General features: G+C 38.5%; 22 protein-coding genes and 2 other annotated features (1 of these 24 running past the window's edge). Of the genes, 4 read left to right on the top strand and 18 right to left on the bottom strand.

The genetic code is table 11. The annotated features are described in order from the left end of the window. Positions 1-61: a sequence feature (ribosomal protein L21 leader region), on the bottom strand; it reaches 13 nt to the left of the window's first position. 285 nt (positions 62-346) lie between these two features. From KBP50_RS07215 to KBP50_RS07185, 7 genes are all read right to left on the bottom strand, one after another. Further along, positions 347-1,204, bottom strand: a complete 858-nt coding sequence (locus KBP50_RS07215; RefSeq protein ID WP_050353196.1) for a M50 family metallopeptidase — start codon at positions 1,202-1,204, stop codon at positions 347-349. Then, positions 1,194-1,967: a M23 family metallopeptidase gene (locus KBP50_RS07210; protein WP_050353197.1), complete on the bottom strand. Its 774-nt coding sequence runs from the start codon at positions 1,965-1,967 to the stop codon at positions 1,194-1,196. The genes KBP50_RS07215 and KBP50_RS07210 overlap by 11 nt, the downstream gene beginning before the upstream one ends. A gap of 548 nt (positions 1,968-2,515) precedes the next feature. Further along, positions 2,516-3,316, bottom strand: a complete 801-nt coding sequence (gene minD / locus KBP50_RS07205; RefSeq protein ID WP_050353198.1) for a septum site-determining protein MinD — start codon at positions 3,314-3,316, stop codon at positions 2,516-2,518. Beyond that, positions 3,309-3,998: a septum site-determining protein MinC gene (gene minC, locus KBP50_RS07200; protein ID WP_199689931.1), complete on the bottom strand. Its 690-nt coding sequence runs from the start codon at positions 3,996-3,998 to the stop codon at positions 3,309-3,311. The genes minD and minC overlap by 8 nt, the downstream gene beginning before the upstream one ends. Before the next feature lie 185 nt (positions 3,999-4,183). Next, a complete protein-coding gene (gene mreD, locus KBP50_RS07195) occupies positions 4,184-4,723 on the bottom strand; it encodes a rod shape-determining protein MreD (RefSeq protein ID WP_050353199.1) in 540 nt (179 codons plus the stop codon). Further along, positions 4,723-5,607, bottom strand: coding sequence for a rod shape-determining protein MreC (gene mreC / locus KBP50_RS07190; RefSeq protein ID WP_050353200.1), 885 nt, complete (start codon positions 5,605-5,607; stop codon positions 4,723-4,725). The genes mreD and mreC overlap by 1 nt, the downstream gene beginning before the upstream one ends. A 12-nt stretch (positions 5,608-5,619) precedes the next feature. Then, positions 5,620-6,660: a rod shape-determining protein gene (locus KBP50_RS07185; RefSeq protein WP_050353201.1), complete on the bottom strand. Its 1,041-nt coding sequence runs from the start codon at positions 6,658-6,660 to the stop codon at positions 5,620-5,622. A gap of 241 nt (positions 6,661-6,901) precedes the next feature. On the opposite strand from KBP50_RS07185, the gene KBP50_RS07180 reads away from it, so the two are divergent. After that, positions 6,902-7,117: a hypothetical protein gene (locus KBP50_RS07180; RefSeq protein WP_072740907.1), complete on the top strand. Its 216-nt coding sequence runs from the start codon at positions 6,902-6,904 to the stop codon at positions 7,115-7,117. Between the two features lie 279 nt (positions 7,118-7,396). On the opposite strand, the gene radC is transcribed toward KBP50_RS07180, so the two are convergent. From radC to KBP50_RS07165, 3 genes are all read right to left on the bottom strand, one after another. Continuing rightward, the gene (gene radC / locus KBP50_RS07175) at positions 7,397-8,086 is read right to left on the bottom strand and encodes a RadC family protein (RefSeq protein ID WP_050353203.1); all 690 of its coding nucleotides are present in this window, start codon (positions 8,084-8,086) and stop codon (positions 7,397-7,399) included. Positions 8,087-8,922: 836 nt separating this feature from the next. Then, positions 8,923-9,810 (bottom strand): SPOR domain-containing protein, encoded by an 888-nt coding sequence (locus tag KBP50_RS07170; protein WP_050353204.1) that lies wholly within the window; start codon positions 9,808-9,810, stop codon positions 8,923-8,925. A 614-nt stretch (positions 9,811-10,424) separates the two neighbouring features. Continuing rightward, positions 10,425-11,693, bottom strand: a complete 1,269-nt coding sequence (locus tag KBP50_RS07165; RefSeq protein WP_072742350.1) for a bifunctional folylpolyglutamate synthase/dihydrofolate synthase — start codon at positions 11,691-11,693, stop codon at positions 10,425-10,427. A gap of 219 nt (positions 11,694-11,912) precedes the next feature. Here KBP50_RS07165 and KBP50_RS07160 point away from each other — a divergent pair, with 219 nt between their 5' ends. Next, positions 11,913-12,821: an ATP-grasp domain-containing protein gene (locus tag KBP50_RS07160; protein ID WP_050353206.1), complete on the top strand. Its 909-nt coding sequence runs from the start codon at positions 11,913-11,915 to the stop codon at positions 12,819-12,821. Then, positions 12,814-13,683 carry an ATP-grasp domain-containing protein gene (locus KBP50_RS07155; protein ID WP_050353207.1) on the top strand — a complete coding sequence of 290 codons (870 nt, stop codon included), beginning with the start codon at positions 12,814-12,816 and terminating at the stop codon, positions 13,681-13,683. Before KBP50_RS07160 ends, KBP50_RS07155 begins: the two co-directional genes overlap by 8 nt. 281 nt (positions 13,684-13,964) lie before the next feature. Here the strand turns inward: KBP50_RS07155 and KBP50_RS07150 are convergent, their stop codons facing one another. Further along, a complete protein-coding gene (locus KBP50_RS07150) occupies positions 13,965-16,613 on the bottom strand; it encodes a valine--tRNA ligase (RefSeq protein WP_050353208.1) in 2,649 nt (882 codons plus the stop codon). A 71-nt stretch (positions 16,614-16,684) separates the two neighbouring features. Further along, positions 16,685-16,991: a binding site (T-box leader), on the bottom strand. 219 nt (positions 16,992-17,210) lie between these two features. On the opposite strand from KBP50_RS07150, the gene KBP50_RS07145 reads away from it, so the two are divergent. Then, positions 17,211-17,399 (top strand): hypothetical protein, encoded by a 189-nt coding sequence (locus tag KBP50_RS07145; RefSeq protein WP_050353209.1) that lies wholly within the window; start codon positions 17,211-17,213, stop codon positions 17,397-17,399. On the opposite strand, the gene KBP50_RS07140 is transcribed toward KBP50_RS07145, so the two are convergent. The 7 genes from KBP50_RS07140 to hemC all read right to left on the bottom strand — a co-directional run bounded on the left by KBP50_RS07140 (position 17,396) and on the right by hemC (position 24,670). Then, positions 17,396-18,412 carry a protein kinase family protein gene (locus KBP50_RS07140; RefSeq protein WP_050353210.1) on the bottom strand — a complete coding sequence of 339 codons (1,017 nt, stop codon included), beginning with the start codon at positions 18,410-18,412 and terminating at the stop codon, positions 17,396-17,398. The two genes, KBP50_RS07145 and KBP50_RS07140, sit on opposite strands and share 4 nt — an antisense overlap. A gap of 270 nt (positions 18,413-18,682) precedes the next feature. Continuing rightward, a complete protein-coding gene (locus KBP50_RS07135) occupies positions 18,683-19,939 on the bottom strand; it encodes a LysM peptidoglycan-binding domain-containing protein (RefSeq protein WP_050353211.1) in 1,257 nt (418 codons plus the stop codon). 464 nt (positions 19,940-20,403) lie between these two features. After that, complete coding sequence (locus KBP50_RS07130; RefSeq protein WP_128743505.1) at positions 20,404-20,586, bottom strand: hypothetical protein; 183 nt, start codon at positions 20,584-20,586, stop codon at positions 20,404-20,406. 90 nt (positions 20,587-20,676) lie between these two features. Beyond that, entirely contained in the window at positions 20,677-21,963 is a 1,287-nt protein-coding gene (hemL, locus tag KBP50_RS07125; RefSeq protein WP_050353213.1) for a glutamate-1-semialdehyde 2,1-aminomutase, read from the bottom strand. 15 nt (positions 21,964-21,978) lie between these two features. Beyond that, entirely contained in the window at positions 21,979-22,965 is a 987-nt protein-coding gene (gene hemB / locus KBP50_RS07120; RefSeq protein ID WP_050353214.1) for a porphobilinogen synthase, read from the bottom strand. Beyond that, a complete protein-coding gene (locus KBP50_RS07115; RefSeq protein WP_050353215.1) occupies positions 22,962-23,741 on the bottom strand; it encodes a uroporphyrinogen-III synthase in 780 nt (259 codons plus the stop codon). The genes hemB and KBP50_RS07115 overlap by 4 nt, the downstream gene beginning before the upstream one ends. Continuing rightward, the gene (hemC, locus tag KBP50_RS07110; RefSeq protein ID WP_050353216.1) at positions 23,741-24,670 is read right to left on the bottom strand and encodes a hydroxymethylbilane synthase; all 930 of its coding nucleotides are present in this window, start codon (positions 24,668-24,670) and stop codon (positions 23,741-23,743) included. The genes KBP50_RS07115 and hemC overlap by 1 nt, the downstream gene beginning before the upstream one ends. Between the last annotated feature and the right edge of the window lie 5 nt (positions 24,671-24,675).

Here is a 24,675-nt window from a genome sequence, read left to right as displayed (position 1 = left end):
CTCGCCATACAGGTACTCTATAACGAGTTTTAAAACCTGTTCTGCGCGGTTGTAGCACTGGTGCTACGATGAATAACGTATTAATGTTACCATTACAGTATGTACCTTGTCAATATGTTTATCAAAACTAAAGTCAAATAAACAACAACTGCTACTACTCTTTACCGTTTTGTATCTCTTGATAAACGTAAAGCGAGGTGATTCGAATACGAATTGTATCACGCCACTGAATTCAGAAAATCCCCTCTAGGATTTTTAAAAACTATTATGAAGTTTATATGCGTCATTCATTTTAACATGGTTTGATCTTAAATCATCAGGACTAGAAAATATTGTTACATTAAAGTTACCTTTTTCCTACTCCACCAATGGTGGCTTTATATTGTTTTTCATTAAAATAACAATGTAAACAAACTGATTCATCGATAATCTTCACTGTATTATTCGGATATAAAATATGAATATCGTGATCCCGCCCTCGATAAAATCGTGAAAATACGTCTAGAAGCGCGGTTTCGGATTTCACCTTAATAGAACTCCTCCGCTTATTCGGCTTATTTCTCTTCTCATATCGTTTAAGTAGAAATCTCATAAACGCATAATACCGTTTATGCCATTCATTTTTATTTTCAAACAATAAAAAGAGGAACAAAAAAAAGGTGCTTAATGTAAAAGGTATAATGATCAATTGTGCAAACAGAAGAAGTACACAAGTAATGAGTGAAAAATAAATAGTACGATAATACGCCAGCTTATATGGCCATTTTGTTGATAAAATTAGTTGAAGTAATTTCCCCCCGTCTAAGGGTAAGATCGGTAGTAAATTAAATAAAAATATGGCCGTATTATAGTACATGAATGTATCGATAATAGATGACGATAACAAGCCAGTATCGGCAACCACAAGCATAACACCATATAAAACAATATGCTGAAAGGGACCAGCGCAAATGACTAGAACTTCTTCCTTTACAGGTCTAGTTCCATGTTCTTCTGTATCCATGACCCCGCCAAAAACCCAGAGCATGATTCTCTTTATTTGCCACTTGAATTTTAGTGCCATGGTATAATGACCTAATTCATGAAAAAACACGATAAACAATAAAATGATCAATTGCACGAACGTACCTGTAAAAAAAGAAATAATAAGAAAAAGCAATAAAATAGGATGCACATGCACTTTGGGAAATAGATTATTCCACATCGTCAACTTTTATCACCTGTACCGGATCAATATATTGATTATCCTTTTCAATGGAAAAATAAACAGCTTGGTTTTTTTCCGTTGGGACAAACTGACCGATTGCCTGATTTGCTGCCACATGCTCATATAAATGAACATCTATATTACTTAATTCCCCGTATGTTGTTAAACTATCATCTGGATGTTGAATAACAATGGTTTTATTTGTTCGGCGGTCATTCCCTGCAAATATAACAATACCTTGTCCTAATGCTGTTACGTCGGACTTCCCATCAGTAGAGATTTTTATCCCTGTGCCATTCGTTTGAAAGGATTCGGAAACACTGCCATTAACGGGCATTGCCTGCGTATTATCGCTCATTTCCTGATGATTTGATTGACTGTCAGGTATTAAAGCAAGAGGACTGCCAAACGTATCTTGATACCAAAGATTTACCTTAGCAAATGGAAATTCCTCCACTAAAGCAGTACTTAGGATGGATTTAGCTGACTGTAATCGGGATGAATCGGTTTGCCAAATAATCGCAACACTCAGGAATAAGATCACGGAAAGAATTCCTTTCCATATAAGTCCACTAACTATTCTTCCATGTTGGCTATTGCTTGTTCCTGTAGCAGTATAGAGGGGTTCAAACCCATGCTTTTCTTCTTCTTGAACAAACGGATCGGCAATTTGCTTTGATATATTTGTCCGTGATGCAAAATGACGTGATTTTTTCCTTTGTTCAATGGATTGACGAACCTTCTTTACACCTTTACTCATATACCTCACATTCCTTCTGGTCTGGTTTGTACAAGTATATGAGGAATATTGCAATTATATGTTAGAAACAAAAGACAAGTAGTACAACTGTGTAAATGTAGAAAAGGTAAGTGGTTCTATTTGATGTAAAAGCAAAATTTCTGTCCAAATGACTAGTCACTGAATTACAGAAATATTTGATATGCTCGTTACATCTATCTATGTTTGAATCGATAACTTTTGACCATCGAATTTGATATTAAATCGAGGCAATAATGAAGGTTATTGATTTGATCCACAGAACAAAGGCGCGGGGCGCCCGTTTAGCAACGTAGCGAATGGAACGAATCAACTGAGATAAAGGTAATCACGGTGAGGCGACGAACCGATGATGACTTATCGTAGGGCGCATTTCTAAAGTCGCATCGTTGCTGGGTGATGGATCCGGACGTGGCTACTCGGTTATTTCGTTATCCCCAAGCACCTAATTTTATCGTTTCCTATACATAAAAAAAGCAGGAATCCCCTGCTTTTACTACGTGGTAGTATAATGTAATAATGCAATCCATCTAAGAGCGCATCCCAAAAAATTGCTTAATCTTATGCATCATTCCTTTTTCTGTATCTAACGATTGTAAAGGAACCGTTTCACCGAGAATTCTTCTTGCAATATTGCGATAAGCTATCGAAGCTTTGGAACTTGGTTTATATGCCACTGGTTCTCCTTTATTGGAAGCTTTAATAACTTCATCATCATCAATCACAATACCAATTAGATCAACAGATAAAATTTGCAATACTTCATCGATATCCAGCATATCCCCATTTTTCATCATATGGTTGCGAATCCGATTAATAACTAGGCGAGGAGGCTCTTCCATCTCTTCTTTTTCCAGTAACCCAATTATACGATCAGCATCTCTTACACTTGACTTTTCCGGTGTAGTAACAACAATTGCCTTATCAGCGCCTGCAATCGCATTTTGAAATCCTTGTTCAATACCGGCTGGACAATCGATAATAATATAATCGTATTCCTGTTTAAGTTCAGCAATAATCCGTTGCATTCCATCAGATGTTACTGACGTTTTATCACTCGTTTGTGCTGCTGGTAATAAGGATAAGTAATCAAAACGTTTGTCTTTTATTAGTGCTTGTTTCAGCTTACATCTTTCTTCAATAACATCAACAATATCATAGATAATCCGGTTTTCCAGTCCCATGACTACATCAAGGTTCCTTAATCCAATATCTGTATCTATTAAACAAACTTTTTTATCCATTAACGCCAACGCAGTACCAATATTGGCAGTAGTCGTTGTTTTACCAACCCCACCTTTTCCAGATGTAATAACGATCGCTTCACCCATTTAGCATTCTCCTTTCGAACCTGTTTATCTCTCTTCGTCTCTGTGAAAGAACCTGGAGCCGATCAATAATTATCTTATCCTTCTCTTCATCGACTAATCCACATTCCATGTACACACCATCAGATTCATAATCTGGAGCACGACTTATATAATGTGCAATTCTTAATTGCATCGGGTTCATATAAGATGCAACTATAAATGCTTGTTTGTCTCCATCAATTCCTGCATGAGCAATACCTCGTAGATTTCCCATGATAAAAATATTGCCTGTCGCAGTTACCTTTCCCCCAGGATTTACATCACCAATCAGTAATAAATCACCTGTTATATGTAGAACTTGTCCAGAACGCACAATTCGATTCATTGCTTTAATCTCACTATTTTCCTGCCACTTGCGGACTTCTTCCCGAGGAACGACATCAGATTCAATCGTTTGAATGGTGAAGCGATTTTCAGCGGTAATTATTTTTTTTAATAGGCTCATTTGGTCATCTTTTAAAAATCGATAGCCTAATTTTACTCTTACAGCTACAACTGGCTCCGTATTTGCAGGCCTGCTTTCATTCATTTTGTATTCCAGTTCCTGTATAGCCTTATCAAACGAACATGTATCGTCAATAAATAACGTGAGCCCATCTTTTGTACCTTTCATTGTGATTAATTGCTTTTTATCTTGTGTCACACGTCCACCTCATTCTATACATTCGAAAGCTTGGAAGATTCCTTCAATAAAATGTAACAAACAACTTTACGCTTATGAAGTTGTTCTTCAAAAAGGGAGAGGAATAGAATGAATTTCTAAATAATGTCATTGCATACGACTATAAAACACAATCTATCCACTTCCTCCACTTTTCGAATCACATCTTAAAATGTATTTCCTTTAGTTATTTGATCTTTTCCCCAGTCTGTCAATTTTTTAGCAAAAAATGGGTATAAAAGGAGCAAGAATACCAAATTTGACCCTACTGTTGGCAATAAACGGCTGGTGAAGTAATCACTCCAAGCGGTATCGGTTATACCAACTACCGTGTAAATGAGATAAATCAGCATATCACTAACTACCAACCCAACAACACCTAATAAAGCCACTACTAAAATATTTCCATGCAGTAACTTTTTTAATCCATAGATCAGATAAATCGTACATGCATACGAAAACATATAAACACCTAGTAAATTCGTATAAACCATATCTATCAGTAAACCAAATATCAATGCATACAACACAGAGAAATGCGTCCTGTCATTGTCATAGAATACTGCTATAAAAATAAGAAACACGAACACCCAATGCGAAACAATTAACAAATCTGTTTTTAATAAGCTTACAGGAAGTAGTTCCAGTGCAACACCTTCCAAAACCAAGATAAGTAGAAGGATAAGAGGCAAGTAAAAGCGTTTCATTACTCGCCCTCCTCTTCTTCACTTTCTTGATTTGCATCTGTCTGCACAGCACGATCAACCACAATTACTTGGTTAATTTCGTACATGTCAGCAGATGGCTTTACCAAAGCCGTTTTTGTTAAACCATACTTATCTGGAACTACTTCTTGTACTTTTCCAATAGGAAGTTCTGCTGGGAATACGCCTCCCATCCCAGAGGAAACGATCAGTTCATCTTTCTTTATATCTTTTTTAGATTCTTCAATTATACGAAATATAAGATGTTTACTCTCTTTATCATATCCTTCAATCATACCGACAATATTATCGCCTTTTCGATTGATTTTTCCGGAGATTCGATTGAATTGATCAAAGCCAGTAAGCAGCTGAACAGTAGCAGAATTCTTCGATGGGGTCATCACTTTCCCCACCATTCCTTCAGCTGTAATGACTGCCATATTCTTTTTAATTCCATCATTTTTCCCTTTATTTATTGTAATTTGTTCCAACCATCGTTCTGGCGACCTTGAAATCACCGTTGCTTGAATCGACTTATAGTTACGCATTGAATCTGACTCTGTAAGTTCAAGATTATTTCTCAATTCTTCATTCTCTTCTTTTAATTCTTGAACTTCATAAATCAGACCTTTATATTCGGCAAGTTTCTCTTTTAATAACCTATTTTCCTTGTACGTATCTTTAAAATCTCCAATGTTTCCAGTAATATCTGTCACTAAATTTACCGGAGCATGAATGATACTTTGTGCCAAACCGACCGTATCATCGACTATTTCTTCTACAATTGTTAGTTCTTCCCGATCCCTTAAAGAAAAACCAATTAAAGCTACCAGTAAGATAAAGCCAATTAACAGTATGAACAATCGCTTTTTACGTAAAAAAGACATATTAACACCCGCTTATTCTACTGTAGGACGTGATGACACATACGGATGGGATCGGAAATGCTGCATGTATTCCAGCGATTTACCAGTGCCAATGGCTACACTTTCCAATGGATTTTCCGTAATGAAAACAGGCATCTTCGTTTCATCACTAATTACCTGATCAATATTTTTTAATAAAGCTCCTCCACCAGATAAAACAATACCACGATCCATAATATCTGCGGCAAGTTCTGGTGGTGTTTTCTCTAAAGTGTTTTTTACTGCTTCAATAATGGAATCTACGGTATCCTTTAACGAATTAGCAATTTCTTCTGCAGTAATGGTAATCGTTTTTGGCAGCCCCGTTAGGAGATCTCTTCCTCGTATATCAATTTCCTCATTTACATCCACTTTGCCAGCCGTTCCAACTTCCAATTTAATGGATTCTGCCGTTCGTTCACCGATCATTAAACTGTAATGTTTACGAATATATTGAGCAATCGCTTCATCCATATTATCGCCAGCCGTTCGAACAGAACGGCTGGTTACTACACCACCTAGAGAAATGACTGCAACTTCTGTTGTACCGCCACCAATATCTACGATCATGCTTCCAGTCGGTTCCCAAACCGGCAGTCCTGCTCCGATAGCAGCTGCGAATGGTTCAGAAATTGGAAAAGCCTCTTTCGCCCCTGCCTGCTTCGTAGCATCGATGACAGCTCTCTCCTCAACCATCGTAATTCCAGAAGGTACACATACCATTACACTCGGTTTCTTCGCAAAATAAGAACGATTTTTCATCGCTTTATTAATATAGTATTTCATCATTGCAGCTGTTGTATCATAATCAGCGATGACCCCATCTTTCATTGGACGAATAACGGTAATATTTCCTGGAGTTCGTCCAATCATATTACGCGCTGAACTTCCGACTGCTTCAATATCCCCTGTCCTTGTGTTTGTAGCTACTACAGTAGGTTCACTCACAACGACACCTTTACCTTTTACAAATACAAGTGTGTTTGCTGTACCTAAATCTATACCTAAATCCTGAGAAAAATTAAACAATCCCAAAAAAATCTCCCTTTCCGGTTTGCATACATATCAATGTTATGTAGCTATTTCTTATGATATTTTTAATTATCTCTTTTTCCTGTCAAAAAGTAAAATAATTGTCTTTTATAGCATGCGCTTCATGCATACAAATATAAGCGTAACAAGCGCCACTTTCCTCAGCTTTACTGAAAAATGGCGCTACCTTAATTTCTCGTCTATATAATTATACGAAAAAAAATGGAAAATAGATAGTGTTTATATGAGTTTTTTGTATGATAAAAGGAAAGAAGGGAGATTGAATTTATTAAAAGTATTAAAAACTAGCCTAGCCATCATTATTATGACCGATGCAATTTATATGTTACGTACTGATAACTTTGAGTTTATCTCTTACTATACACTTTTATTAAGTGTCTTTATATTAGTGACAGGAGCCGACGAATGTAAAGAAGGAAGAAAAGGTATGGGTACTTAATGGTAGCTGTTGCTTTAGTTTGTTTCTTCGTTGCTTTACAATGAGCTAACCTAAAGTATTGAGTCCGCAACAAAAGTACTTTCATCCTGGTTGAAAAGTCCCGTAAGCCCCGTACTTCGGTGAGACAGAATAGTTTCCAATAAATTCAAACGGGGAAACGGGAGCTAAATCCCGATTCGTTCAGGGCATTTAGGTCATCCCCCTTCTTGCAGTAACTATCCATGTTGATTTTTTTATGGAACAGAGCTTCCTTCTACCATTTAATACATAGAATCTTTTTTACAAATAGCCTTTTTCTTTTAAAGATACATAGTTTCGGTTACCGATGATTAAATGATCGATCAACTCAATGCCAATCATTTTGCCTGATTCCACTAATCTTCTTGTTACATAAATATCTTCTTGAGAAGGTGTAGGATCGCCAGAAGGATGATTATGAGCGACAATAACGGAGGCGGCAGAGCGTTTAACGGCTTCACGATATACTTCCCGAGGGTGAACAATAGAAGCATTCAAACTACCTATAAAAATGGTTTGCCGATGAATAATCTGATTTTTCGTATTTAAAAACAAAGCCACAAAATGTTCTTGGTTTAATGACCGCAGCTCTTCCATTACATAGTCTGCGCCATCTTCAGGAGAGCGAATGACATAACGTTCTTCAGGTTGAAAACCATTCATTCGCTTTCCCAGTTCCATTGCAGCCAATATTAATACACCTTTTGCCGTACCAATCCCTTTGATAGCTGTTAATTCTTCAATTGTCGCGTCATTTAGAAGTTTTAAACCCTCAAAATGCATTAATAATCGGTTGGCTAGAGAAATAACCGATTCCTCTCTTGTGCCACTGCCAAGAATGATTGCTAACAATTCTGCGTTCGACACATGTGCAGGACCATTCTTTAGCAACCTTTCTCTGGGTCGATCATCTTTTGGTACATCTTTTATCATAATTGGTGGAGTAGTCATACAGATCCCCCTTTTTTGTAAGATACAATCATCTTACATAGGAACCTATTTTGATACAAATCGTTAATTGTGAGAAAACACCCTAATATAGCCCAACAAAACTTGTTTTTCACTATAGAAAAATAGTGATATATGGCAGTATTGTTGATTAATAATGCTTTTATCGTTCACTAGAGGATGTTAAAAATTTTGTAACTTGAAAGATCAATGTTTTACAAACATAATAGTATTAAAATCAACCTTCATTAATAGAAATATTAGAAAAACTTGGCTTGTCGCCATGTCTTATGGCGGAAGCCTTTGTTCTTCTTATACTATAAACAAGAAATCTTATACTTTCCTATAGTGGAACAAAGGTTAAAATTTCAACTTCCCCTATAGTGAATCTTCAATCAGTGGGGGTTCTCATTCATCCCTTACTGATTAATTAGTACCGTAATGGTATGACCTAAAGACCCCTTAAAAATAGGGTATTTAGTTGCTGTTATCTCCCGCTTAGACTTGTTGCAGTACAGATTATCCAACTCCTGAAGTAGGAGTCTTACAGCACCTTACATTCGGGGTAAAAAGAGAAACACTTTTTTGCTTACCAGGTGTCGCTGACACAGCTTTCCTAATTCCTAAAAAAGAAAAACGCTCCTTTCTGCGTGTTAGACCTGCTACGATCAATAGCTACCTGCTTGAGAAATGGGGGATTTTGGTGCCGTTATCTTCCATTTCGACTTTTTTGTATCGATTGCAACTCTTGAAGCGGGAGTTTTTACGGCACCTCACATTCGGTGTGAATGCAGAAAAAGGAAACCAAACTTCTATAGCGTTACCTGCTGCTTTATTCATCATTCTGCCAATGCAACAGTTAACTCTTGCCATAAAGATAGTAAATTCGAACCTACAGCTAGAGTGTTTTCATTTTCAGCTTCGATCATAAGTTTGTTTATAGGCTTCGTTAATTCTTTAAACCGATCCGGAGCAGATTTTATGATAGATTTCCATTGTTGCTCTGCTACTTCTCTACGCTCCATCGCTTTCTGCCATGTATCGACAAATTTCTGAAGCCACGCTGCTTCATTTTTCGATAACGCATCCTTATCTAGGTTTACCTTCCATTCTTTCACATAAATCTCTAACCCTGAAGCAGCAGCCTCTGCTTTTAATTGTTTTGCATCATTTTCAGAAGCCGCAGCAGAAATTAACAAAAAATATTGGTTATCTTTTTTCCAAAGCAACGAAGGCAGACCTGCGTCTTTAAATTTTGTCTGCCATGTTTGAGCATTTCCTTTTTCAGAAAATACGCCTCCTTGTAACACAAAAGCATGAAGCATCTCTGAACTTGCTTCACCATCCTCCACAGCACCTTTGTCCTCATCACTTACATTAGCAATAGATGTATTGTTAGCATCTCCATTCGCTTGACGATCTTCATCAATGGTGACAAACATCTTTAGCAGTGTAATTCCTAGTAGTGAACCTATGATGAAAGCTGAAGCAATTGCAATAATTAGTGGTTTAATGCGCGTTATTTTCTTGGTAAAAACATGAAGTAATGAAGTTTCTGATTTGGTGAATCTCTTATACGGTGGAACCTTATCCTCTTCCATGTCCATGAGCGTTGCAGCTTTTTCTTTCTCCGCAGCCGCTTTTTCTTTACTCAATGATTGGTGCAAGGACAGTTTTACTTGCTGACCGTTTTTCCAAACTGTAATTTTACGCTTGTCCTTTTTCACAGTCTAGCCTCCCTGTTAAAGAGTACTATTTTACTCTAGCAAAAGACATGTAAAAAGTAAGACGAAGCGTGTCAGCTTTGTAAGAAATTGTTCAACATAATCTCTTATATTTTTCGTATTAACAAAATCTTGATGGTACTTAGAGTCCGTAACGGAACTGAACAAAGGCACGGGGCGCCCGTTTAGCAACGAAAGCGAATGGAACGAATCAACTAAAGATAAAGGAATCATGCCACTAAAAACAGGGGTATGCCGACGTCGGGTGGCAAGCCCGTTTTTAGTCGGCCTTCCTCTTAGCAACGAACCGATGAGCCCTTATCGTAGAGCAATTTCGGGAAGTCACATCGTTGCTGGGGTCATGCGCCGGACCTGGCTATTCGGTTATTTCGTTATCCCCCACGGTTTGTTAGTGCCGTAATAGTATGACCTAAAGGCTTCGAAATAAGGCATTTAGGTGCTGTTATTTCCACTTAGACTTGTCGCAGTACAGGTTATCTAACTCCTGAAGTGGGAGTCTTACAGCACCTTATATATGAGGTAAAACGAGAAGTGCAGTGTCCTTTTATAAAAGCATGGCGGAATTAGAAAGCAATTGTTGTTTTATAACAATGCCCTTAACGCTTCTTTTTCAGCATGTAAGATCGGACGATGGAAATAAAATAAAGTGAACCTGTAACATAATAAATTATTTCCGGGTTGTCCATCTCACATATTGCTTGTTCCCAGGAATTAACGAATTCAATCGAAGTGTTTTGGTGCTGTTTCAAATCAGATATACCTGCTGCCCTAGGATGGTCAAAAGTTGTTAACTGTATTTTTTGAAACCCGCTCTTTAATTCAGCCAGCATATCATCTATTGCTTTATCTTTAAAAGCCGCAAATAACAGCTGTCGCTCTTGATGTGGAAAATTATTTTCCAATGTTTCCATAAATGCATGTATCCCCGCTGGGTTATGGGCGCCATCAACGATAATGAAGGGCTGTTGTGACACTACCTCAAATCTCCCTTCTAACTGAACACTAAAAAAAGCATCTTGCAACTTATCGGATTGGATAGAAAATCCTTGTTGTTTTAATATTTGTAAGGCCGTCAATGCCAAAGAAGCATTTGCTAATTGATGTTCGCCATACATGGAAAGCTCGAATGAAATCGGATTTGTATTCCGTGCGTTCCATACCATATGATTCCGTAAATTAGCCGATGTGATACGACGATACCAAAAATCAACTCCTAGTTGATAGATAGGAGCTCGTTGCTTGTTTGCTTCTTGAAGCACGACTGTTTTCGCTGCTTGCTGTAAATCCCCAATAACTACAGGAGTCCCATGTTTAATAATACCAGCTTTATGTGAGGCGATCTCAGATATAGTCTGTCCAAGAAACGCTGTATGATCTTTAGCAACAGTTGTAATAATAGATATTATCGGATTCATACAGTTTGTTGTATCTTCTCTTCCACCCATGCCAGCTTCTACAACCGCAATGTCAACATGACTGGCAAAATAGAAAAAGGCAATGGCAGTCAGAATTTCGAACTCCGTTGGATGTTGCTGCTGTTGATCTAACGTCTGTACAGCAGGATAGACAGCTTCCCACACTTTCACAAACTCTTGCTCGGAAATTGGTTCATCATCCACATAAATATACCCACGTATTCCGTATAAGCTTGGGGAAGTGAACGCGCCTACTCGATAACCGCTCGCTTGCAACCCTTGTTTCAAAAATGCAGAAGTAGAACCCTTCCCATTGGTGCCTGCAACATGGATCGCTGATAGCCGGCTTTCAGGATGACCAAGTAACGCGAGTAGCTGCTTCATTCGCTCTAATCCTGGTCTGATTCCAAGCTGACTTCGATGCATGAAAAAAGCTTCTATTTGCTTCATTGTTTGCAATTATGTACAATCCTTTCATGAATAGTTTTTTATTTTCACATCAAGTCCTCGTTCAAAAAACGCAACTAGTTGAGTAACGTATTGAAAAATTATTTCGTAAAAATGGAGTAGATATTCCTCACATATTAAGTTGCTTTACTATTTTTGGACACGGAGCTATTTTTAATAACTGCATGAACGATTATTAGTATAGCAGAAAGGAAAGAAACGATGCACGCAAACGGCTGGATTATTTATAATGATAGTTTACCAGGTAATAAATTTATTGATTTTGCACAATGGTTGGCAAATGCTGCTATTCGCAAAGGAAATCAAGTGAAAATCATATCAAACAGCGATCTTTTATCATTTTTGTCGCACGAAGAACTAACCCTTTTCACTAAAGAGCGACCACTTTCTTTGCCAAACTATGTTGTATTTACAGATAAGGATATTTATTTAGCGAGACAGCTAGAATTACTCGGAGTTAGGGTGTTTAACTCTTCGGAAGCAATCCGTATTAGTGACGACAAAATAGCAACGTATCAGCAATTAGCAATGGCGAAACTTCCTATCCCAGACACCATTATTTACCCTAAAACCTTCGCCCCTCAACCGGTGAAACATCGGATATTAAACGAAGCAATCGGCAAATTAGGTTTTCCGATGATCGTAAAAGAAGCATTTGGCTCTTTTGGGGAACAAGTATACCTTGTCCGCAATGAGCATGACTTAATCGAGAACATCAATAACCTAGGAACGAAGGCTTTTGTTTTGCAAGCATTTATCGCTTCCAGCTACGGCGTAGATTTACGCCTGCATGTGGTTGGAAATCAGGTCGTTGCAGCGATGAAAAGGCAATCAGCGAATGATTTTAGAGCAAATATTACCGCTGGAGGTACCATGGAAGCATATCAACCATCAGAAGCCGAACGGAACCTGGCTATTGCTGCAACTAGGTCCATTGGTGCTGACTTTGCTGGTGTTGACCTGTTAATAGGTGCTGACCAGTCGCCCATTGTATGTGAAATTAATTCCAACGCCCATATTCACAACATGTATGATGCTACTGGAATTAATGTTGCTGATTTTATCATAGACTATATTTTAAGAGAGACTGAAGGGGTAGCAAATGTATAATGGCTGGCTTATTTATAGTAATGAAGATATACAAGCAAACAAAGCTTATATTGATTGGTTTATCGAAGAAGCAGCACTGCAGTCTATCCAATTAGAGCTTGTACGTCGAGAGGATTTAATGATCGGTATTCACGATAAACAACAAGCTGTATTGAGAAATGGAAAAGCGCAAGCTATGCCCGATTTTGCAGTTGTTCGCACAATAGACCCTATGCTTAGCCTTCATTTAGAAAGCTGCAAAATTCTCGTTTTCAACAATTCCCGTATCGCAACTATTTGTAATAACAAAGCGTTGACACACCATGCTGTACATCAACTGCAAATACCAATGGTTGATACGTACTATAGTAAAGCTTCTATTTTGGGAACAACACCTCCTCTACCCTTTCCTTTTGTCATAAAGGACGTCGCAGGAAGAGGGGGCAAACAAGTTTACCTCATAACTAGCGAAAAGGAATATAAAACATGTATACAAAAACTACAAAGACAAGAAGTTATTATCCAAACATGCCCTGTAAAGCCAGGAAAAGACTTGCGTGTCTTTGTTGTTGGAAAAAAGATCGTCGCTTCAGTACTTAGAGAAAGCGATACTGATTTCCGAGCGAACTATAAGCTCGGTGGAAACGCGCGTTTATACAGGTTAAACGAGCAAGAAAAAAATAGCATCCAAACCATCGTTAACGCTTTCGATTTCGGTATGGTTGGTATTGATTTTCTTATTAGTGAGCAAGGAGAATTATTATTTAATGAAATTGAAGATGTCGTCGGGTCTCGCACACTAAGTGCTGTTAGCAATGAAAATATCCTTCGTTTATACGTGGAGCATATAAACAAACAAATACAACTTAAACCGCATCGATAAACGCAGACAAAGTGACTGGAACATAAGCAAATACTATATTGCAAAAGGCGGACAATCCATTGATCCGGCATATAAGTACTGTAAGGCTCCCGCTTCAAGAGTTGGAGAAATCATACTACAGAGATACTTAAATGCCCTATTTCGTAAGCGGACTTTAGGTCATACCATTACAATACTAAAAAAGGAGTAGGGGATGAAAAACCCCCTACTAATGAAAAATTCACTTTATTGTTCATTTTTTAATCAGCTGCTTTAGTTATATCTCATCCTCTTTCATTATTTTACTGGTTTAATTCATTCAGTCTCGCTTGAACTTTAGCTTGTTTATCCAAATAATCTTTTTCCTTTTGTTTTTCTTCATCAACCACAGCCTGTGGGGCTTTATTGATAAACCCTTGATTTGCAAGCTTCTTCTGAACACGTTCTACTTCTTTTGTCCATTTGGTTAATTCTTTTTCCAAACGGGCAATTTCCTTGTCAAAATCAATTAATCCTTCCAATGGCAAAAATAGTTCTACTCCCGTCACCACTGCAGACATCGCTTTTTCAGGGGCTTTAATTTGCCGAGCGATGATTAATTCACTCGTATTACAAAAACGTTCCAGATAATGACGCTCTTCCTCTAATTCTTTAACAATTGCTTCATTCTCTGCTTGAATCAATAGTTTCACTTGCTTGGACATCGGCGTATCTACTTCTGCACGGATATTGCGGACAGCTTTGATAATTGCTACAAGTCGTTTCATTTCACTTGCTGCCTGTTCATCATGAAATTCAGGTCTTTGTTCCGGCCATTTTGCCACCGTAATGGACTCTCCTTGATGCGGTAACTGCTGCCATATTTCTTCAGTAATGAACGGCATAAATGGATGAAGCATACGCATTGTTTGATCTAGGACATAAACGAGCACAGAACGAGTGGTTTGTTTTTCCGCCTCATCGTCTCCATATAACGGTAGCTTAGCCATTTCAATATACCAGTCGCATAGTTCATCCCAAATAAAGTTATACAAATGACGCCCTGCTTCGCCAAATTCATATTTATCATTATTTCTTGTTACATGCTCAATCGTCTCATTTAAGCGAGTTAAGATCCATTTGTCGGCAAGTGACTTCTTTCCTGTCAAGTCGATATCTTCATAGGAAAAGCCTTCTAAGTTCATTAACGAGAAGCGAGATGCATTCCACACTTTATTGGCAAAATTCCAAGTCGCTTCCACCTTTTCCCAATAAAAGCGTAAATCTTGCCCTGGGGTTGAACCGGTGAGTAGAAAATAGCGTAACGAATCCGCACCATATTTATCAATCACATCCATTGGGTCAACGCCATTTCCTAACGATTTGCTCATTTTCCTTCCTTCGGCATCACGAATCAATCCATGTATTAATACATCGTCAAATGGTTTTTGATTGGTAAAATGTTTGGATTGGAAAATCATTCGTGAAACCCAGAAGAAAATGATATCATAACCCGTTACGAGCACTCCAGTTGGAAAATAACGCTGATAATCTTCCGCCTCCGGATCTGGCCATCCCATCGTTGAAAATGGCCATAAAGCTGACGAGAACCACGTATCTAACACATCTTCATCTTGCTCCCAATTTTCGATGTCCTCTGGCGCTTCTTTGCCAACATAAATTTCATTCGTTTGCTTATGATACCAAGCCGGAATTCGGTGCCCCCACCATAACTGACGAGAAATACACCAATCACGAATATTTTCCATCCAATTTAAATACGTTCTTTCAAAACGTTGAGGAACAAAGTTTACCTTGTCTTCAGATGCTTGCAAATCAATCGCAGCGTCTGCAAGTGGCTTCATTTTCACAAACCATTGGGTAGATAGATATGGCTCAACTACAGCGCCGCTTCTTTCCGAGTGGCCAACTTGATGAACATGATCTTCTATCTTAAAGAGTACACCTTGCGCTTTTAAATCATCAACAATTTGTTTTCGGCACGCAAACCGATCTAGACCTTCATAAACCCCTGCGTTTTCGTTCATTGTTCCGTCCTCATGCATAACCAAAACCCGTTCTAAGCTGTGTCTATTACCAACTTCAAAATCGTTCGGGTCATGCGCAGGGGTAATCTTTACAGCCCCGGAACCAAACTCCATATCTACATATTCATCCGCAACGATTGGTAGTTCACGACCGATGATTGGCAGAATTGCTTTTTTTCCTATTAAATGCGCATATCGTTCATCATCTGGATGAACAGCAATTGCCGTATCTCCTAACATCGTCTCTGGACGAGTTGTCGCAATTTCAATTGTCTCGTCACTATCTTTAAGCGGATAGCGCATGTGGTAAAATTTCCCTTGCACTTCCTCATAAATTACTTCTATATCTGATAGAGCTGTTTTTGTTTCTGGGTCCCAATTGATAATATATTCCCCACGATAAATTAAACCTTGTTCATATAATTTAACAAATACTTCTTTTACCGCGTCAGATAGCCCTTCATCAAGAGTGAATCGTTCCCGTGAATAATCTAAGCTAAGCCCCAATTTTTCCCACTGGGAACGAATAAAGCTTGCGTACTCTTCTTTCCATTCCCATGCTTTTTCAAGAAACCTTTCTCTTCCTAGCTCATAACGGTTAGTACCCTGCTCTTTCAATTTTGCTTCGACTTTTGCTTGCGTAGCAATACCGGCATGATCCATACCAGGAAGCCATAACACATCATATCCCTGCATGCGTTTCATTCTCGAGATCGTATCCTGCATTGTCGTATCCCAAGCATGACCTAAATGTAAACGACCCGTTACATTTGGGGGTGGAATTACAATGGAATAGGGTTCCTTTTCCGGGTCATTCTGAGCTTTAAAATAATCCCCTTCCAACCAAAATTGATAGCGGCCCTTTTCTACTTCCTGTGGATTATACTTAGCAGAAAGCGAAGGCTTCGATTCTTGTTCATGCATCACATATTCCTCCTTATTCTCATTCGTTCAAGCATTTTCCTTTTAACAAATTAAAAACCCTCTCCGCCCTAAAAAAGGACGAAAAGGGTATGCTTTCCGTGGTACCACCTTTATTTGTATACGTTATTTGACAATACTATAAAATCCATCTTCAAAAGGACATGCTTCTAGAAGCAAATAAGTATACACACTTCATTTAGTCTGATAACGGTACATCGACCGGCTTCCCTCTACTAAAAGCAATCTTCTTACTGCTTTTGGTTCAAAGGAGCTGTTCATGGGCGACCTTCCAGCATAATCCATCAAGGAAACTTTCAGCCAATGATTTCCATCTCTGCATAACAATTACCCTGTACTCTTCCCACTCTTTACATTTTTTATATTGGATTGAATATCAATTGGAATAGCTTTATTTTATATATAATCCGTGGTCCCGTCAACTTTTTCCTTTTATTATGTGCAAAATTCAATGATTAGCAAGCCATGCTATATTTATCGCTCATCTGGACTTTATAACATAAGGTTTGCACCAAAAGCATCCATTTATACATATAGTATAGTAAAAACGAACATTCTTGTGAAAGGGAGAGGTTGTAAGTGGCAAGATATTACCGCTATCGGCTGCCGCCATGGGCAAGAAATTGTATTATCGTAATTGAAAGATGCACATTACCAGTATTGATTTTTCAATTAATTCGCACCTTGTTTTTCCCAACCACCTTTGATGTTTTTCTTCTTGGAATTCTTGTTGGCGTTTTTATCGCGTTTTATTTGGAATGGATTTAGTCCGTATCATCCAGATCCTCCAAATCAATCGTATCATAAGTTTGATCCACATAGGCAGAAAAATGCAGTCCAAATAATATACGCCGAAATATATGCTGTAGATGAATAATTTGCTCGATCATTGTTGCTTTTGTCTCCTTATGTGCTGTAACACAAGCTAGATAGGCTTGAGGATCCAATAATTGAATGACGAGCAAATACAATTCTTTCTTGGTCAGTTCGTTCTCATCCATATATTTATCGAATCCGTGCATGAACAAATCAATTGGAGCATCATATTCACTTGTTTCTTGTTGAAAAAAAGTTACCAAATCAAAAATAGAATAGTCAAAACTTGCCTTTTCCCAGTTAATCAAATAGAGCTGTGCTTGATGAGTTAACGTATGGGATGTAGTTATATTTTTGTGGCAAAGGCTATAATACCAAGTACTGTTTTCTTCTTGCTCATACAGTAACTGTTCAATTCTTCGTTCAGTTTCTTTTAAACTATAATCCAATTCTTTAAACTGCGTACAAACAAGTAATTCAAATGGAGACATAAAGCGATTTTTTTCATACTGCTCAACCGCAGCCAACAATTCCTGTTGCAATTGCTTGCAATGCTGTTTATAATGCTGAAAAGTACGTTTTAATTGGGCACTTTCCACCATTTGCTGCTGTTTTGTTTTTGCGTGCATCCTCCCAATACTTTGAAATAACTTTTCTATCGTTGGCTGGTCTAACTCGGTTAGCGAATTTCCTTTCCATGGTGTCACATAATAAATGGAATCCCCTTGTACTTCATACAGTTTTCCCTGTTTGGTTAAATAAACTGGTAGAACCAAAGAAAGAAAATCAGTATAAGCTATGTTATAGACCTGTTCCCACATCCCGACTGTTTCTTGCGTTAACCTGCTTTGTTTTAGTGCATATTGTTGGTAGTGGTCTTGCACCTTATAAAGATGCTCCGTCTGTTTTTCTATGTAAAACGGCTGAATAGAATAAGCCTGCAATACTGCTTTTAAGGTATCCATTTCCCTCACCACCTAGCTTAAAAACAAACAAATAGTTTAAAAAAACTTTTCCGTGTCCTAGTAATTAATAATTTATCGTTTCAATAATCATCATCATTCCGTATTTAGGGCTAAACAAGCTTGCCACTAAGGCGAACATACGTTATATAATTACTAGTTTTTTTGAACGATCATCCTCATGTTCATTGCTAAAGGAAGCAATTAGGGGCCACAACCGATTTTTTTCGAGGTTGAAAGGCACCCTGTAGGAATACTTCATTATCTTTAAAGTCATTGTTTCTTCTTTTGCGGAATGTATAGTAATTGTCCTTCTGTAACATCATAATCGTCATCTAAACGATTCTGTTTAATTAATTGTAATGCTGAAACTTGATACCTTTCCGCAATCGAGTCAATCGTATCCTGTTCCTGTACGATACATAAGCGCATACTTGTATAGCTATTTTCTTCTTTACCACTAAACATATCAGCTAAATAGCTAACATCCTTAACACCTTCATGATTACGCCGATCATCACTATTTTGATTTACTTCAGGGGAAGTCTCAGCGTCCTCCTGCTCATATTCCTCCTCTGTCCATTCATAATCTTCATCCTCTTCCATTTCTTCTTCATCCAAATCATCGTTTTCCTTAGCCTCTGTGCCAAAAAATTCCTTTAATGTTTTTGTTTCTTTATACTTCCATCTTCCAGTTTCATCTATTTCCTCATTGGTATCCTCTGTGGATGCAGGTCCCTCTGCCAACTCCTCCTGATCTTCCGCCTTATTTATTTCTTCTACTCTTAGTGTTTTTTCTGTTTCTTTGCTTACTTCCAATTGTTCCTCATCCAGTACTTTTTCTGTTTCCTCGCTTACTTCCAATCGCTCCTCATCCAGTACTTCCTGATTCGGATCATCGAGAAATGGCAATGACTGATTATCTTCTATCTCTTCACTTTTATGATCTAACTCCGACTGTTGAAGTTCAAACTGAAAATGATCCACGTTTTCTTCACGGAAATCACTGTCCGCTTCTGCTGTTGCAACATCGAATTCGTCCTCCGATTGTTCCTCATCCACTTCCTGTTGCTCAGTTGGAACCATACGCTCTTCCTGTTGGATACCATGGATTTCTATTGTAGAATATAAGCGGAATAATGTTGGGTCGGGGATTTCATAATCAAAGGTTTGAATATAAACGCTTATATCGTTTAAATCTGCTATACGGTTTGCAGGTACAGAGATTTCTACTGGAAAGCGGTGGGAGAATATACATAAGCCATCTTCGTTTTCTTCTTCAACTACTTCAACATATCGTTTTGAAGCCATCTCATTTAATTCTAAATCACTGTAAAAATCGTTGTGACTGCTCTTTTCATACTCTCCTTTTAACTCAATAACTCCTCGAATCGAAATATAATCGTGAAATGAATGAATAGAGATATCTGGTTCCAAAGAAACCCCTCTCATTTCATTCACTTCCTGTCCTTTTTCAAAGTAGAGCGTTTCATTCAGTTCAAACTGAAATACGGACTCCTTATTTGTCATGGTTCTCCTCCTCTCCATCATATAGTTCATATATGATGATATGCCTTATTCAACTATATGAACGACTCCTTTCAGATATTACAATCGGAGAGACTTGAGTTCCACGAAGGTTGAAGAAATGCTATGTGATTTTACAAACCTTTTAACACAAGAACAAAGGCGCGGGGCGCCCGTTTAGCAACGTAGCGAATGGAACGAATCAACTAAAGATAAAGGAATCACGGTGAGGCGACGAACCGATGATAACTTATCTGTAGGGCGCATTTCTAAAGTCGCATCGTTGCTGGGCTCATGCGCCGGACGTAACTAGTCGGTTATTTCGTTATCCCCAAGCACCTCATTTTATAGTTTCCTATACAACAAAAACCCCTGGCTAAACATTGATGTTTCGAAAGATTTGATCCAGGTTAATCTCTCCAAAACAAAAATATTTAAGCTAGCAGAGGTCTTGTTTCTTATTTTATCTAGTTTTGAGGTGCCGAAAACCAAATCACTTCAAAAATTAAAGACGGTACAGAAAAGTCTATTTGGGAGGATGCGCCACCTAAATTCCCGATCGCTCGGGCAGGTAATACGTTGATCCCAGTAGGTGTAACCACAGAAAAGAATCCTTCTTTTTCAAGATCAAAGAAAGCTACGTTAGCCATCAATTGCACATAAAAATAGTTTTTCCCTTTTGTCTGAGGTCTTAACCTTTGAGCCGCTAATTATAAGGGGAAGCCCCACTGAATAAAGCTTTACTTGATTGACGCAAAAGCAGTATGAATGGCTTTAATGGTGTGCTCAATATCTTTATCTGTATGAGCAGTGGATAGAAATAGACCTTCAAATTGAGAAGGTGGAAGAAATACTCCTTGTTCGATCATTGCTCGGTAGTATTGGGCAAAATAATCAAGATTTGCAGATTGCGCCGTCTTAAAATTCACCACTTCTTCATTTGTAAAGAATACACCTACCATTGAACCAGCCCGATTAATTTGTAACGGTATATTATATTTGCTTGCAGCTTCGGTAAATCCTTCCACTAATCGATCTACTTGCTTATTAATGGCTTCATAAGACGATTCATTTAGTGCTTTTAACGTCTCTAGCCCTGCCGTCATTGCTAATGGATTTCCAGATAGTGTTCCTGCTTGATAGATGGATCCAGTTGGAGCAACTTTCTCCATAATTTCTCGTTTTCCACCATAAGCTCCAACCGGTAATCCTCCACCAATTACTTTTCCTAGACATGTCATATCCGGCGTTACTCCAAAGTGACCTTGCGCACAGTGATAACCTACACGAAAACCTGTCATTACTTCATCAAAAATAAGTACCGTTCCGTTTTGCTCCGTAATTTCCCTTAAGCCTTGCAGGAAGCCTGCTTTTGGTGGCACAACTCCCATGTTACCGCTAACCGGTTCTACAATAACAGCAGCAATGTCATCTCCATACGTCTCAAACGCATAACGAACACTTTCTAAATCATTATATGGAACAGTTATCGTGTTTTGAGCAATCGTTTTAGGGACACCTGGGCTGTCTGGGAGTCCGAGCGTAGCAACACCAGAGCCCGCCTTAATTAACAACGAGTCACCATGACCATGGTAATTCCCTTCAAACTTTACTATTTTATCTCTTCCCGTGTACCCTCTAGCTATCCGTAATGCACTCATCGTAGCTTCGGTACCTGAATTTACCATTCGAACCATTTCAATCGATGGAACACGATCAATAACGAGTTGTGCAAGTTCATTTTCCAATAATGTTGGTGCACCGAAGCTTGTCCCTTTTTCCGTTACTTCCTTTAACTTTGTTACAACACGTTCATCTGCATGCCCCAAGATCAATGGACCCCAGCTTAAAACATAATCGATATATTCATTGCCATCCACATCCGTAATCTTAGACCCCTTGCCAAATTCCATAAATATTGGCGACATCCCAACAGATTTAAATGCACGTACTGGGGAATTAACACCACCCGGCATCAAGTCAACTGCTTCTTTGTAAGCATCTTTGGATTTCATAAAATTCTCCATCAAGCATCCTCCTATCTACTTTGTAGTAGCTAACCATTTTGCGGCATCTTTTGCAAAATAGGTTATAATCAAATCAGCTCCAGCACGTTTCATGGAAAGCAGCTTTTCCATCACTAGTGCCTTCTCATCAATCCAGCCATTTTGTGCTGCTGCTTTTACCATAGCATACTCTCCACTTACATTATAAGCGACAATAGGTAGATCAAAGTTATTTCTTACGTCACGTACAATATCTAAATAGCTAAGGGCGGGCTTAACAATTAAAAAGTCTGCACCCTCGGCAACATCTGATTTTGCTTCTCGAAGTGCTTCTAATCGATTAGCAGGGTCCATTTGATATGTTTTTCGGTCTCCAAATTGTGGTGTGCTATCCGCCGCGTCTCGAAATGGGCCATAAAATGAGGAGGCGTATTTAACCGCATACGACATAATTGGAATTTGCGTAAAACCCGCTACGTCCAAGGCAGAGCGAATAGCTGTCACGAACCCGTCCATCATGTTAGAAGGAGCAATAATATCTGCACCCGCTTTTACTTGTGAAACAGCAGTTTTAGCAAGTAATTCCAATGATGCATCGTTGTCTACATCATGTTCATGTATAACACCGCAATGTCCATGTGACGTATACTCGCATAAACAAGTATCTGCGATCACAAGCATCGATGGTTTCTGTGCTTTAATTACCCTCGTTGCCTGTTGTACGATTCCATTATCACTAAACGCCCCAGTGCCTTCTGCATCCTTTTCGTTTGGCACACCAAACAAAATAACTGCCTGAATGCCAAGCTGGTCAAGCTCATCTATCTCTTCAGTTAGTAAATCAATGGATAGCTGGTATACACCAGGCATAGAAGGAACTTCCTGTTTGATCTTTTCTCCTTCCACTACAAACATTGGATACACTAAATCAGCTATATGCAAGTGGGTTTCTCTTACTAAATCCCTGATCGCTGATGTGTGTCTTAATCTACGGTGTCGGTCAAAAGTCGGTAAGTTTGTCATTCTGTCTCTTCCTTTCTTTGATTCGTAACATCTTGCTTTATACATTCAATCATACCATCTACTGTAAATTCTTTGGCTGTTAAAATAGGGCTAAATCCTAATTCTTTGGCTCGCTGCTCGGTCGTTGTACCAATACAAATGCATGGCGCTACCTTTCTAGCAGTAGTCATATGAGCAAATGCTTCCACCGTAGAAGGACTTGTGAACGTAATATAATCGATGACCGTTTTTGCTAAGGTGGTTTGTAAAAGTAATTGCATTTGTTCATTTTTATGCGTTTCATAGACTTCAAGGTTTGTATATGTTTTCTTTCTCTTCTCGAACCGCTCTGGTAGAACATCGCGAGAAAGATTCCCACGAACGAGCAGGAATTCATTGGCATCAGGATATTGAGTTAAAAATTCATCGGCCATCGTATCTGCATCAAAAGAGCTTGGTATAAAATCAGCCGAACGACCTGTTAGCTCGATGAGTTTAGTTTCTGTTTTGCGCCCTACTACTGCAATGTTAAGTTTTGCTAGATGCTCTAGAGGAATGCATTCATGCTTTAATAGCTGAAAAAAGCAGGCTACTCCATTTCCACTCGTAAAAAAAATCCATTGATACTTCATTAATTGTTGGATAACATCATGATTTGGAGGGCGTATACAAGTAATATAAATAAGGGGGATTTCTACAGGTTCGCCCCCTAAACCTTTTATTTTTTGTGCAAACTTAGCTGCTTTTCTTTGTTCACGAGTGATTAAAATTCGTTTTCCAAGCAGTGGTAAGCACATTACTCATTAAGCTCCTCTTTTACCTTTTCAATAATTTCCTTTGCACCACGATCCAGCAATAATTGAGCTGCTTTTTTTCCAACCGCTTCTGGCTCCTCCCCGCGAACTATTTCTTTTAACACTGTTTTTCCATCTGGAGTACCTACAAAGGCTGTTAATACAATTGTTTCTCCCTCTAAATATGCATAACCGCCAATCGGCACTTGACATCCTCCCTCAAGCAAATGAAGAAATGTTCGTTCTGCGGTCACCGTTCGAGCAGTATCTTCGTCATGAATAGCTGTTAATAGTTCTTTCAATTCGTGGTCATCTTCACGACATTCTATCGCTAAAGCTCCCTGTCCAACTGCAGGAACACAAACTTCTGGCTCTAAATACTCGGTAATTAACGCTTCACTTAAGCCGACACGTTTTAATCCAGATACTGCCAATATAATGGCATCATAATCTTCTTCCTGCAATTTCCTTATCCGTGTTTCTATGTTTCCACGTATCCATTTTATTGTAACATCTGGTCTTATCGCTTGTATTTGGGCAGCTCTGCGTAAACTGCTCGTACCAACAATTGCACCGTTCGGCAAATCTTTAAAACGCACATTTCCCTTAGACAGAAACGCATCACGATGATCTTCACGTTTAGGAATCGTTGTAATGATAAGTCCTTCTGGCATTGCAGACGGCATATCCTTCATACTATGTACTGCTAAATCAATTTCCTTATCATACATAGCCTGTTCAATTTCTTTAATAAACAGACCTTTTCCGCCTACCTTGGATAAAGTAACATCCAAAATCCGGTCGCCTTTTGTAACAATTTTCTTGACTTTGAAGTCATTTTTTACTCCTGCTTTCTTCAATTGATCAATGACCCAATTCGTTTGCGTTACTGCAAGATTGCTTTTACGAGAACCTACAACTAATGTACGCAAATTAA

The sequence above is a fragment of the Virgibacillus pantothenticus genome (assembly GCF_018075365.1).
Classification (GTDB): Bacteria; Bacillota; Bacilli; order Bacillales; family Amphibacillaceae; genus Virgibacillus; species Virgibacillus pantothenticus.
Note: the sequence above shows the minus strand (reverse complement) of the source record. Positions and strands in the feature narration are given on the sequence as shown.

Bases quoted from the DNA above. Each gene is read 5' to 3' on its own strand.
- KBP50_RS07215 (WP_050353196.1), bottom strand. From the start codon at position 1,204: ATGTGGAATAATCTATTTCCCAAAGTGCATGTGCATCCTATTTTATTG.
- KBP50_RS07150 (WP_050353208.1), bottom strand. From the start codon at position 16,613: ATGCATGAACAAGAATCGAAGCCTTCGCTTTCTGCTAAGTATAATCCA.
- KBP50_RS07160 (WP_050353206.1), top strand. From the start codon at position 11,913: ATGCACGCAAACGGCTGGATTATTTATAATGATAGTTTACCAGGTAAT.
- KBP50_RS07115 (WP_050353215.1), bottom strand. From the start codon at position 23,741: ATGTGCTTACCACTGCTTGGAAAACGAATTTTAATCACTCGTGAACAA.
- hemL (WP_050353213.1), bottom strand. From the start codon at position 21,963: ATGGAGAATTTTATGAAATCCAAAGATGCTTACAAAGAAGCAGTTGAC.
- radC (WP_050353203.1), bottom strand. From the start codon at position 8,086: ATGACTACTCCACCAATTATGATAAAAGATGTACCAAAAGATGATCGA.
- KBP50_RS07140 (WP_050353210.1), bottom strand. From the start codon at position 18,412: ATGGATACCTTAAAAGCAGTATTGCAGGCTTATTCTATTCAGCCGTTT.
- mreD (WP_050353199.1), bottom strand. From the start codon at position 4,723: ATGAAACGCTTTTACTTGCCTCTTATCCTTCTACTTATCTTGGTTTTG.
- KBP50_RS07135 (WP_050353211.1), bottom strand. From the start codon at position 19,939: ATGACAAATAAGGAGTCCGTATTTCAGTTTGAACTGAATGAAACGCTC.
- KBP50_RS07130 (WP_128743505.1), bottom strand. From the start codon at position 20,586: ATGGCTAACGTAGCTTTCTTTGATCTTGAAAAAGAAGGATTCTTTTCT.
- hemB (WP_050353214.1), bottom strand. From the start codon at position 22,965: ATGACAAACTTACCGACTTTTGACCGACACCGTAGATTAAGACACACA.
- mreC (WP_050353200.1), bottom strand. From the start codon at position 5,607: ATGTCTTTTTTACGTAAAAAGCGATTGTTCATACTGTTAATTGGCTTT.
- KBP50_RS07210 (WP_050353197.1), bottom strand. From the start codon at position 1,967: ATGAGTAAAGGTGTAAAGAAGGTTCGTCAATCCATTGAACAAAGGAAA.
- minD (WP_050353198.1), bottom strand. From the start codon at position 3,316: ATGGGTGAAGCGATCGTTATTACATCTGGAAAAGGTGGGGTTGGTAAA.
- KBP50_RS07180 (WP_072740907.1), top strand. From the start codon at position 6,902: ATGAGTTTTTTGTATGATAAAAGGAAAGAAGGGAGATTGAATTTATTA.
- KBP50_RS07155 (WP_050353207.1), top strand. From the start codon at position 12,814: ATGTATAATGGCTGGCTTATTTATAGTAATGAAGATATACAAGCAAAC.
- KBP50_RS07165 (WP_072742350.1), bottom strand. From the start codon at position 11,693: ATGAAGCAAATAGAAGCTTTTTTCATGCATCGAAGTCAGCTTGGAATC.